At 69.4% G+C, this 11,719-nt stretch carries 10 protein-coding genes; 6 read left to right on the top strand and 4 right to left on the bottom strand.

From position 1 onward, the window contains the following. Positions 1–214: 214 nt before the first annotated feature. The 4 genes from ACSDR0_RS47040 to ACSDR0_RS47055 all read left to right on the top strand — a co-directional run bounded on the left by ACSDR0_RS47040 (position 215) and on the right by ACSDR0_RS47055 (position 4,123). Positions 215–1,582: an extracellular catalytic domain type 1 short-chain-length polyhydroxyalkanoate depolymerase gene (locus tag ACSDR0_RS47040; protein WP_435295497.1), complete on the top strand. Its 1,368-nt coding sequence runs from the start codon at positions 215–217 to the stop codon at positions 1,580–1,582. Between the two features lie 376 nt (positions 1,583–1,958). Then, positions 1,959–2,240, top strand: coding sequence for a type I phosphomannose isomerase catalytic subunit (locus tag ACSDR0_RS47045; RefSeq protein WP_435295498.1), 282 nt, complete (start codon positions 1,959–1,961; stop codon positions 2,238–2,240). 291 nt (positions 2,241–2,531) lie between these two features. Then, entirely contained in the window at positions 2,532–3,014 is a 483-nt protein-coding gene (locus ACSDR0_RS47050; RefSeq protein WP_435295499.1) for a hypothetical protein, read from the top strand. A 176-nt stretch (positions 3,015–3,190) separates the two neighbouring features. After that, complete coding sequence (locus ACSDR0_RS47055; protein ID WP_435295500.1) at positions 3,191–4,123, top strand: tyrosine-type recombinase/integrase; 933 nt, start codon at positions 3,191–3,193, stop codon at positions 4,121–4,123. 154 nt (positions 4,124–4,277) lie between these two features. Here the strand turns inward: ACSDR0_RS47055 and ACSDR0_RS47060 are convergent, their stop codons facing one another. Genes ACSDR0_RS47060 through ACSDR0_RS47075 form a run of 4 tightly spaced genes read right to left on the bottom strand, consistent with a single transcriptional unit; the run spans position 4,278 to position 8,855 of the window. After that, positions 4,278–5,432 carry an alpha/beta hydrolase family protein gene (locus tag ACSDR0_RS47060; protein WP_435295501.1) on the bottom strand — a complete coding sequence of 385 codons (1,155 nt, stop codon included), beginning with the start codon at positions 5,430–5,432 and terminating at the stop codon, positions 4,278–4,280. Positions 5,433–5,444: 12 nt separating this feature from the next. Next, complete coding sequence (locus ACSDR0_RS47065; protein WP_435295502.1) at positions 5,445–6,563, bottom strand: S41 family peptidase; 1,119 nt, start codon at positions 6,561–6,563, stop codon at positions 5,445–5,447. Next, positions 6,544–7,926, bottom strand: coding sequence for a hypothetical protein (locus ACSDR0_RS47070; RefSeq protein WP_435295503.1), 1,383 nt, complete (start codon positions 7,924–7,926; stop codon positions 6,544–6,546). The genes ACSDR0_RS47065 and ACSDR0_RS47070 overlap by 20 nt, the downstream gene beginning before the upstream one ends. A 38-nt stretch (positions 7,927–7,964) precedes the next feature. Then, positions 7,965–8,855: an ABC transporter ATP-binding protein gene (locus ACSDR0_RS47075; RefSeq protein WP_435295504.1), complete on the bottom strand. Its 891-nt coding sequence runs from the start codon at positions 8,853–8,855 to the stop codon at positions 7,965–7,967. 275 nt (positions 8,856–9,130) lie between these two features. Here ACSDR0_RS47075 and ACSDR0_RS47080 point away from each other — a divergent pair, with 275 nt between their 5' ends. Beyond that, complete coding sequence (locus ACSDR0_RS47080; RefSeq protein ID WP_435295505.1) at positions 9,131–10,531, top strand: sensor histidine kinase; 1,401 nt, start codon at positions 9,131–9,133, stop codon at positions 10,529–10,531. Next, positions 10,528–11,199: a response regulator gene (locus tag ACSDR0_RS47085; protein ID WP_435295506.1), complete on the top strand. Its 672-nt coding sequence runs from the start codon at positions 10,528–10,530 to the stop codon at positions 11,197–11,199. The genes ACSDR0_RS47080 and ACSDR0_RS47085 overlap by 4 nt, the downstream gene beginning before the upstream one ends. Positions 11,200–11,719 lie beyond the last annotated feature (520 nt).

An 11,719-nucleotide genomic window follows, 5' to 3' on the forward strand; every position in this document is an offset into this window, starting at 1 on the left:
GCGGTAACACCGCCAACGGTACCCGCCTGCAGATCTGGGACTGCAACACCAACGCCTGGCAACGCTGGACCCTGCCCAGCTGACCTGCCGGCGACTAGACCCGTCAGCGGATCGTCAGGAGCGTGTCTCTTCCAGAATCCCGCGGCCGCACGCACCACGCGTGCGGCCGCGGGCACCATCTGCGGCCTTCGCCGCGCTCGTCAAAGAGGAATCCATGAAAGCGACAGCATGGCGCCGCAGGGTCCTGGCTGCCCTCACCCTCATCACATCCCCCCTCGCCGCCCTCGTCCTGGCCTTACCCGCGACGGCCGCTGCAGCAGGGCCCATCACAGGCCTAGCGGGCAAGTGCGTCGACATCGCGGGAGCGAACACGGCCAACGGCACCCAGGTCCAGTTGTGGACCTGCAACGGCAGCGGCGCTCAGCAGTGGACGGTCGGCTCCGACGGTACGATCCGGGCGCTGGGCAAGTGCCTGGACGTCGACGGGGGAATCAACGCCAACGGCACCAAGGTCCACCTGTGGGACTGTATCGCCGGCAACACCCATCAGCAGTGGACCTACAACGCCGCCGCGCGTGAGCTGGTGAACCCCGAAACCAGCAAGTGTCTCGATGCCACGGGCCAGAGCGGCGCCGACGGCACTCGTCTGCAAATCTGGACCTGTAACGGCCAGACCAACCAGAAATGGACACTTCCGTCTGACTCATCCACCTGCACCCGCACCGTCGGGGCGGGCGAGAGCACAGTTCAGGTGACGTTCAACGGCACCCGCTACCCGGTCGCCGTCTACGTCCCGTCCACTGCTCAGCCCCCCGTACGGCTGCCGCTGGTGCTGAACCTGCACGGCACCTCCAGCACCGGGTCAGGGCAGCTGTGGTACAGCAACATGAAGCCTGCCGCCGATGCCGGGCGCTTCCTCGTCGCCGCACCCAGCGGCGCGATCCCCAATGGCAGCGGATACGCGTGGAACGTGCCCGGGGTCGGAACTTCGCCGGTGGGAGCCCGCGACGACGTCGCGTTTCTAGGTGCCATCATTGACGCGCTGACCACCACCTTGTGCATCGATCCAGCGCGGGTCTACGGCACCGGATACTCCGGCGGTGGTCGCATGTTGTCCGCCTATGCCTGCCTGCGCCCCGACCGGATCGCAGCCATCGCCCCGGTGGCCGGCCTGCGCGCCGGGCGACCCGATCCCAGCAACACCTCCCGTCCCGACCCGGCCTCCTGTCAACCAGCACGCCCCGTGCCCGTGATTGCTTTCCACGGCCAGCAGGACAACACCAATCCGTATGGGGGCGGCGGCAGCGCGCTGTGGCAGTACTCAGTGCCCGCCGCCCAGCAGCGATGGGCCGCGATCGACGGCTGCCCGGGCAGCCCGGCCACGACCCAGGTGAGCGCGCATGTGTCCAGGATCGCCTACCAGTTCTGCCGAAACGGGACCGCGATCGTGCTCTACGCCGTTTCCGACGGAGGCCATACCTGGCCCGGCACGCCCAATCCCTCCCTCGGCAACGGCAACACCACTCGCGAAATCGACGCCAATGCCCTGATGTGGCAGTTCTTCCAGCAGTATCAGCTGTAGCCCAAAACTTCACCCACCTGCTGCCGGCGGCGCCCCGTCCACGGACTCGTCGGTGTCGGGAACCCTGTCCCCACCAGCGCAGCAGGCATTCACGAGTGATCACCGACGCCTATCTGCACGACCCATATCTCCGATCGAGTGAATGGGCAGCATCTCTCACGCAAGCACCTTCTGCTTGCCCTCAACGGATGTGGGCGCGGGAGCGAAGTCGACTAAATCACCGCGGATCTGTCCCACTGCCCTTCGTCTCCGCGCCAGGGGTGGGCCGGATCCGCACGTACCTCCGCGCCCGCCGGCAGGCGGGCCGGCCACGTCTGAACCTCACCCCGCCGATGGCTCCCGAGACGGCTGCGCACACCACAATAAGGACAACCTTGTGATCGACAGACTTGCCAATCCGATCAAGGACTACGCGTGGGGGTCACGCACCTTGATCGCCACCCTCACCGACCGCCCGGCCCCCTCACCCGGCCTCGAGGCGGAGATGTGGCTGGGCGCCCATCCCTCCGGGCCGTCGGCGCTGATGCGTGATGGCAACCAGACCACACTCGACCGCCTCATCGCCGCCAACCCGATAGGCGAGCTGGGCGAGAAGACGGTCAAGCGGTTCGGCCCGCGCCTGCCGTACCTGAAAAGACCGGTCTGGAAGAGCCGGTGACACTGCGTGATTTCGGAGGCGTCGTCAATTCTGGCGCGCTGCGATGGTCTCGAACTGGTCGGCAGCGGCGAGCGTGGGCTCGTCGGCCAGTAGGGGGTCTTGGGACTATCCGGCCGGAATTGAACGATAAGCCTCCGCCGCAGGTCAGGCTGGGTTGCGAAGGGTGTGAGTGGATGGGGGCGGCACGATACGACACGTCTGTCCTATCTGTAGGTCATCGGCCGGATACGACCGGTACGATCGGAGGAGATCACGAGCTGGCGCGCGGGAACGTGGGCACGAGGAGACTGGTTGAGCGACAGCGTGGCCGCCGATGCTGAGGACGAGGCCGGTGAGGCGGCTGCGGCGCCTCCGTTCGAGCCTGTGCGGGTGGTGCCGACTCGGCCGGATGGCTGGCCTGATTGGCTCGGTCGCAGGCCGATCAGCTCGGTCGACCGGGACAGGATCCTGAAGGATCTGAGTGCCGATCAGGAAGAGTTGGACGCTGTGAAGCGACGGGACGGCCTGCGTCTCGCACCGCTGTTCTCCTCCGTGACGATCGAAGGGTTCGGCGGGCAGGGCGATTCACGGAAAGTGGTCCGGCTGCGAGCCGCCATCAATGCGGCGTGCCGGGTCGCGGCGGGCGATCGGCGGACCAGCTATCACGCGACCGATGAGCGCATCACGATCGGGATCGCTGGGCCGGACGCGCGTGAGCGGATCGCGGTGCTGCGCCGGCAGCTCGCCAAGATCGGCGGCAGCCGCGGCTGGACGATCACCGAAGATCTGAACTGATTCGGCTGGGCACGTCGGCCCGGGCGACGTTGGAACTGGCACAGAGTTTCCAGATAAGTAATGTTATCTGGCAAAATAGCGATCACGGATGGGGTGCGAGCTGCGCGCCGGGTCTCCGGCGCAGACGCTTCGTTTCCCGGTTATCCGGCAACCAGGTGGATGGTGGGGGCGGCGGCATGGATCCGGTCATCGTCGAGCGACTCGGCGCCCACCCGCTGGCGGCGCACCTGGACGATTTCCTCACCGACCGAGCCAACGCCGGCGCCTCCGCGCACACCCGGCGCGCCTACCGCGGGGATCTGATTGCCTTCGCCGCCCACCACGGCGACCCGGTCGGCGCGCTCACTGCCGCGCCGATCCGCGCCTACCTGGCCGAGATCGCCGAGCTGTCGCCGGCCAGCCGCAAGCGCAAGCGCGCCGCCGTCGCCTCCTTCTGCAAGTGGGCGGTGCGCCACGACCTGCTGCAGGCCAACCCGATGGATCGGATCGACACCGTCAAGGTGCCCAGGAACCTGCCCCGCCCGGCCAGCGCGGATGACGTCGCCAAGGTCCTGGCCGTGATCTGCTCGCGGCGGCCGCGCAAGAACCTGCCGCTGGACCGGCTGCGCGATCGGGTGTTGTTCGAGACCGCCTATGTCTGCGGCGCCCGCGCCTCGGAGGTGTGCGGCCTGTACGTCGAGGACCTGGACCTGCGCCTGGATGACGAACATGTGCGTATCCACGGCAAGGGCGGCAGCGTGCGCACTGTGCTGCTGGACGACCGCGGCTACGTCGCCCTGCTCAAGCTGTACCTGGCCCGCTCCGGCTACACCGCCGGGCCGCTGTTTCGGGCCAGCATCAACGGTGCCGGCGGGCCGCTGTCCTACGACGCCGCCCATCACCGCTGGCAGACCTACTGCGCCATCTCCGGCGTCGAGATCGACATCCACCAGCTGCGCCACGCCCACGCCACCGAACTCATCAACGCCGGGGTGTCCATTGAGGCCATCCGCCGCCGTCTCGGCCACGCCTCCGCCGAGACCACCCAGCTGTACGCGCTGCTGGACGACAAGGTCGCCGACGCCGAGATCCGCGCCGCCCGTCGCCGCCGTGACCAAGCAACGCGCTGAGGAACCGTCACGGCCAAGAGCGGACCTCTGTGCCCGGTACTCGGGTCGCCGTCATCAGGGGGAAAAGTAGCCGCATTTCCTGGCGGCGACCCACCGGGCCGGGCAGGCATCCGGCGTCTTCAGCATCCCTCGACGGCTTCAGGGGCCGCCGGCCTCAGGAGTGAGCGCAGGCCGCGGGGCAGAACTTGGCTTCGGGGTAGCGCGATGACGGCTTGTCCAGGAGGGGCTGTCGCTGCGACTTCAGGTGCTGGTCGAGGAAGGCGGCCACGTAGGTGCGGGTGAGCTCGGCGGCGCGTGCCGCGGGCAGGACGCCGGTGGTGGGCTTGATGCCGAGGGCGTCCGCCAGCAGCGGGGTGTCGGTGAAGGACTGGTGTTCGGCGCCCGTCAGCACGATCCAGCGCTTCCATACGGTGAGCAGCTTCCAGTCGCGGTCCCACGTGGGCGCGGGACCTCCGGAGACGTGCTGCGCCGAACCCAGGAACATGAACGGCCGGGAGAGGCCGCTCTTGGGGATCCGGGCGTAGGCGGTGCCGTCCATGTCGATCCCGGCCCGCACTCGGGGGTCTTCGAGCATGGTTGCCATGGCGCTGGACCCGCCGATCGACTGCCCCACCATGGCGATGCGGGAGCGGTCGATCCGGTCGGAACCGTGCCACTTCGAGGGCAGCCGGTCGAGCACGAAGGAGACGTCGGCCGCCCTGCCCTGGACCATTCTCGCGCCGAAGCCGGGATCGGAGTTGCTGTCGCAGGCGAGGCATTCGGCGACCCGCCCGTCGGGGAAGGTCGTGGCGTAGCTCTCGTAGGTGTGGTCGATGCCGGCCACGACGTACCCGCGGCTGGCCAGGTCCTCGGCCAGGGACGTGAGTGTGCTCATCGGCTTGGTGAAGCCGGGAGAGAGCACCACCAGCGGAAGCTTCCGCCCCGCCGGTTCGGCGTCTTTGATGGCGTTCGTACGGGTCTTGCTCAGCGTGTCGTACGGCGCGCTCGCAATCCCGGAGCCTTTCAGCAGGAGTTCCGATTCCTTGGGTGTCATGTACGGCGCCCGCTGCCCGTCCCGCTGCCCGGTCGGATACCACAGGGTGACCTTGAGCTCGCGCGCGTCGGCGTCGAGGTTCCAGGGATCGGGGCGGGAGGTGTCCTTCAGATACAGGACGGTGGTGCCGACCGGGTGGGCGCCGGTGGGGGCGGGCAGGGTGGCAGGACCGGGCGGCACGGCGGACACGGCGTCGGAGCGGGGCGGGGCGGGTGCGGAGCAGGCGGACGCGGCCAGGACGGCCAGTCCCGCGGCGGTTGCCAGGAGGTGTCTCATGGAGAGGTCCATTCACTTGTGCAGCAAGGTCAGGGCCTTGGCCAGGGCGGGGTCGCGCCCGGCGGCCGCGTCCTTGGGGGTCAGGGGCACGTGGTGGTCGGGCGGCACGCCGATCCCGTCGACGACCTCGCGGTCGGGCCCTAGGTGGTGTTGGGCGGGAAAGCTCAGCAGGGTGTTGTTGCCGAGCAGGTACGCCTGCGCCGGCCCGGAGATCACGCCGGCGGTCCTGGTGCCGACCAACCGGCCGATGCCCAGATCCTTGACCGCGGAGCCGAAGTGCTCGCAGGCCGAGGCGCAGCTACGGTCGGTGAGCACCATCAGCGGCAGGTCGATCAACTCGACGGTGTCGTCGGTCCGCGAGGCCGCGCAGGTGCCATCCACGGTGCAGTGGTAGGCGGTGACCTTGCCGTGGACGAACGCGCTCAGCAGCCGGGTCGCTTCCGTGGGGCTGCCGCCGCTGTTGCCGCGCAGGTCCAGCACGACGCCTGACAGCGTCCGGCCTTTCTGTAGCCTGGAGATCGCCCGCAGGACCCGGTCTGCGGAGTCGGGCGCGAATTCGGTCATCCGTACGTAGCCGATGTCGTCGTCCAGCAGCTTCGACCGCACCACTTGCAGGGTGGCCAGGTCCCGTTGGTAGAGGCCGGGCTTGAGCGTCACACTCCAGCGGCGTCCGGTGCTCTGCCGCAGGAGCCGCAGCTTGACGGGGCGCGCTTCCGGATACCGGGGATAGAGGGCGTTGATCGCGGGGGTGGCCTGGCCGTCGATGAAGGGCGCCGAACCGTTGATCGACTCGATGATGTCGCCGGCGCGCACACCGGCGGCCTGCGCCGTGCCACCCGGCACGGTGGTGACGAACAGCGGGGCGAGTGCGACGCCGAGGTTGCCGTCCGCCTGCGAAGCGTCCACGTTCGCCTCAAGACCCAGGCCGTAGCCGTCGCCGTCGTAGTAGTCCGGCGGCTGCTTGACGTCGTGCGTCCACTTGGCGTGGTCGTCGCCGAGGGCGGCCACGATGGCCTCCAAGGTGACGACGGCCAGCTTGTCGCGCAGGTCGGGCACCTGATCGGTGATCTTCCGGTAAGTGGTCTCGAAAGCGGTCCAGTCGGCCTTCCGGTCACCGGTCAGCGTCGGCATGCTGGCCCTCGGCAGGTCGCGCCCGTTGCGGTTGAGCTCCTGGGTCAGGGCGGCGAATCCGGCGGTCAGCAGCGAGCGGGCGTCCAGTGTGGCGCCGCTGTAGTAGTCGCCGAGGATGCAGAAGTACGCCTGCTCGATGACGTCGATCGTGGTGGCCGTCTCCGGCCGGGGTGTTCCCTGGGGCGGCGCGCAGACCGTACCCGCCGCCGTGCTCGCCTCGCCGCGCGGCGGCGCCGGTGCCGTGCAGGCCGACGCCAGGAGGAGGACGAGCCCGGCGGCCGCGATCCTGACGACGGTCATGACAAGCCTCTCCGTACCCGCCAGAAGCAGAGCCAGGTGAGGCCGAGGGTGAGCAGGGCGTAGATCCCGGTCTCGATCCACTGGAAGGGCCAGAAGCGCTCGTCTCGATCCACTGGAAGGGCCAGAAGCGCTCGAGAGGCTGGTAGGTCGCCTGCTGCCGGTAGCCGAGCCGGTTGATCTCCGCTCTGCACGCGTCCGCGCCCTGTGCCCTTGATAGCGCGCAGGGTCCCGACGTCGTGGAGACCGGGATGGAGCGCGCGATCGTCGACGACGGTCCCGAGGCTCCATCGCCGCCGACGATGGTACGTCCGGACGGATCGACCAGGTCGCTGGACAGGACCCAGGCGCCCGCGTGGCCGGGAACGGCCGACGTGCTCAGGAAGACCTGCATGGCTCCGCCTTCCTGCCCTTGCGGCACGATGCCGTCCACGTTCGTCCGTCCGAGCTCGAAGGTCGAGGTGACCGGGGGCATCAGGTGAGGGCGGACCAGCAGCGGCATGGCGAGCTGGATCGCGGCGAAGGCGGCCAGGGTGAGGGCCATGGCGGGCAGGGTGCGGCGCACCAGCACGCCCGCGGTCACGCCGAGGACGAAGGCGAAGGCCGCGTACCCCATCGGGGCGATGCCGCGCGCGCCGAACACCAGGGGCGCCATCCGGGCCATTTCCGGAACGGCCGACTTGTCCAGGGGGTCGGACCACCAGGTCACCGCGAGGCCGCACAGGCCGGCGGCGGCTGTGGCGGCCAGGCCGGTGAGCCCGAGCTTGACCGCCAGCCAGCGGCCGCGGGTGATGCTCTGGTTCCACACCAGCAGGTGCGTGCCCGCCTCCAGCTCACGGGTGATCAACGGTGCTCCCCAGAAGAGCCCGACCAGCGCCGGCAGGAGCAGCACGACGAGGGTGAGGGCCAGGAAGGGGATCTGGTGCTCGTCGAAGAAGCGGTCGAAGAAGTCGTCGCAGGTGTTGTTCGGGGTGCAGCCGGCGATCCCGGCAGCGTAGCGGGAGGCCAGATCCGGGCCGGTCAGGGCCAGCACGGCGGCCAGGACGACGAGGACGGCGGCCATCATCGCGGCCGAGCCGCGAAATTGCCGCCAGGTCAGCCAGATCATCCCCGCACCTCCAGGGCGACACGCCGGCGCTCGGCGTCGCGCTTGTCCATGTAGGCCAGGACGAGGTCCTCCAGGCTGAGCCGGCTGACCGTCCAGGCGGGGTCGTGGATGGGGGCGCCGGTCCTGACCACGTACGTGCTCTGCCCGTCGGTGTGCCGTGCGGAGACCACGTGCCCACCGGCGGGGAGCCGGTCGGGATCGCGGCGCGGGCCGGTGACCCGATGATGGGTGGCCAGCAGTTGGTCGGTCTTCCCGGCGATCTGGACGCGGGAGTCGACGAGCACGATCAGGTAGTCGCAGACCCGTTCGAGGTCGGAGACCAGGTGGGAGGAGAGCACCACGCTCAGCTTGTGCTCCACGGCGGCCTCCATCAGGTGCTGCAGGAACTCGTGACGGGCCAGCGGGTCGAGCGCGGCCGCGGGCTCGTCCAGGATCAGCAGGTCGGGCCGCTTGGCCAGGCCCAAGGTGAGGGCGAGCTGGGCGCGCTGGCCGCCCGACAGTTTGCCCGCCCGATGCGCGGAGACGAGGCCGAGCCGCGCAATGCGTTCCCGCGCCATGCCGTCGTCCCAGCGGGGGTTGAGCCGAGCTCCCAACCGCAGGTGTTCGGCAACGGTCAGGCCCGCGTAGACCGGGGTCTCCTGGGCGACGAACCCGACCTTGGCCAGCTGCGCGGGCGTGCTTCCTGGCCGGCCGCCGAGCACGGTGATGCCGCCCGCGGTCGGCTCGAGCTGGCCGCCGGCCAGCTTCAGCAGCGTGGACTTGCCGGCTCCGTTGGGACCCACCAACCCCACGACGTGGCCCGCCGGGATGTCGATGGTGCACTCGCGCAGCGCCCAGCGTCTGCCGTACTTCTTGCCCAATGCCTGGGCCTGCAGGACAGAAGTCACGCTATGTCCTCCTGAGCAGAGGTTCGAAAGGATGGTCATGAACAGCGCCTCGATCGTCGAGGCCGCGACGCCAGGCCGCGGCTGCACCACGGCCTGGTGCCGGGAACGAAGCTAGGCGCCGCTCCTGCCGGTGCGCTTCGGCCGTGAAACCGAGATCGCCTACCGCTTGAGAACGAGGGGCCGCCGGCTCATCCCTGCGATCTACTCCCGAAGACTGTGAAACCCCGTCACGACGGCCGATGCGGGACGGACGGGGCAGGCACGACAATGTGCCGGTGGAAACCGGTGAACGACGGCCGTGGTGGCGGCATGTGCTCGACCTGTACAGACGGCTGAACGAGGACTACTCGGATCGGCGCGGCGTCCAAGACACGCCGGGGCGGCGTAGCGACGTACCCCCAAGGCCGTCTCGCAGAGCACTCGCCGCCGACGTGGTGATCGCGATCGTCCTGACGGTCATCGCGGTGACCCTGTCGGCGGTAGAGCCGGCGACCGGCCCTACCGCGCGTCAGCCCGCAGTGATCGAGCACTTGCGGCTGCGACCTGGGCCTCCGGCCGACCACGCACTGCCTCCCAGCGTCCTGTTCAACCGCCCATCCCCGCCCCTTGGCCATCCGCTTGCCCAGATTCCGTCCCACGAGGCGCCCGCGTTCCTCGTGGCGCTGACGGCGTTGCCCCTGGCGGCGCGGCGCCGGTACCCGCTCATCACCTTCTGGGTGGTGCTGGTGGCGGCGCGGGCCACCCACGAGGATGCGACCTGGATCACCGTACTGACCTGCGCCATCGCCGCGTACGGTGCCGCCGCCCACAGCCGTCACCGCATCCCGGCGATGGGTGGCCTCGTGTTCGCGGCCGGGCTCGCCGGTGCCGGGTTCGGGGACATCGCGCCTGCGCTGCCGGGCTGGATGGGGCCGTTCGTCGTCCTGCTGAGCGTCGGCGTCCTCGGGAGCTCCGTCCGTTTCTGGCGGCGACGGCTCAAGGCCAGCCGGCACCGGCTCACCGAGCTGCAGCAGGCGCAGGACGACGCCATGCGCAGGGCTGTCACCGAGGAGCGGTCCCGGATCGCCGCCGAGCTCCACGATGTGGTGACCCACAATGTCAATGTGATGGTGATCCAGGCTGGCGCGGCCCGCAGCGTGATGGACGTGGAGCCGGAACAGTCGAAGCAGGCTCTGCTGGCGATCGAGTCCGGCGGCCGGGCCGCCATGGCCGAGCTGCGTCATGTCATGGGCCTGCTCGCCGGGCCGGGCGGCGAACGCCTCGACGGGCCATCCGACGGGCTCGAACCCCAACCCGGGCTCGACCAGCTCGACGCCCTGGTGGAACGAGTCCGCGCCGCCGGAGTGCCGGTACGCGTCGCGGTGTCGCCACCCGGGCCCTTGCCTCCAGGGATCGACCTCGCCGCCTACCGTGTCGTACAGGAAGCCCTCACCAACACGATCAAGCACGCGCCCGGGGCCGCCGCGTCCGTGACGATCGGCCATGACGGCGACTGGCTGGAGATCGAGGTGAGCGACACCGGCAGGACACGGAGCGCCGGGCCGCGAACCGGCGCCGGCAGGGGACTGATCGGGTTGCGCGAGCGGCTCGCTGTCTACGGCGGGACCCTGGACGCCGGACCGACGGCCGAAGGCGGATTCCGGATCAAGGCCCGCGTCCCGTGGAGGACCGCATGACCGAGAGATTGCGCGCCGTCATCGCCGACGACCAGGCACTGGTCCGCACGGGATTCCGCATGATCCTCACCGCCAACGGCATCGACGTGACGGCCGAGGCCGCCAACGGGGACGAAGCCGTCGCCGCGGTCCGCCGTACCAAGCCCGACGTCGTGCTCATGGACATCCGCATGCCGCAGATGGACGGCCTCGAAGCCACCCGGCGGATCCTCGCGGGCGGCGCCGAGGACACCCGCGTGCTGATCCTGACCACCTACGACCTCGACCACTACGTGTACGCCGCGCTCGCCGCAGGGGCGAGCGGCTTCCTGCTCAAGGACGTCTCACCCGAACACCTGGTGGCCGCAGTACGCCTGGTGCGCTCCGGCGACGCCCTGCTCGCACCCACCATCACTCGCCGCCTGGTCGAACGGTTCGCCCGCCGCGACGACGCGAAGCCCACCCTCCACCGCGATCTGCACCAGCTGACGCCCCGGGAACTGGACGTACTGCGCCTGCTCGCCACCGGCCTGAGCAACGCCGAACTCGCCGACCAGCTGACCCTCAGCGTCGCCACCGTGAAGACCCACGTCGCCAGCATCCTGTCCAAGCTCGACCTGCGCGACCGCGTCCAAGCCGTGGTGGTCGCCTACGAGACCGGCCTGATCTCCCCCGGCGGCACCAGCTGACCTGAACCCACCTGGACACCAACTCCCGACACACCGGAAGACGTTCCGGAGCGATCCGCGTCCCCAGAACGCAGGTGACGGCACGGAACTCCAATAGCTGCGCCGAGCCGCCACTCAGTTGATCGTTTTGGCTGGCGGGACGACCAGCCGTTAACGAGCCTGCCATGAAGCACACGGAATCCGCGTACGACCAGGTCAGCGGATCAAAGAGGTACGGCTTGACCGGGACAACCTGCCGCTCACGAGGTGGTCGCGCTGCCGGGCCCTGCCACGTTGAGGCCACCAGGGCTGCCGTGCCTGGATTGACACCACCGGCGCCGCTGATCAACGCTGCCGGCCAACGGCTGAAGGGCACTGTCGAGGTCATGGAGGAATTGGCCTCCAAGGCCAAGGCCTACGAGAAGTCCCAGACGCCAGCCCCTGAACCGCCGGGATTGCTGGAGTGATGTACTCCGGCTTTCGTGGAGTCGCTTTGGTTGACTTACATGCCTCCGCCCCCTTGGAGAGGTCGGCATGTCGA

It is taken from the genome of Streptosporangium sp. G11 (assembly GCF_051192615.1).
GTDB lineage: Bacteria > Actinomycetota > Actinomycetes > Streptosporangiales > Streptosporangiaceae > Streptosporangium.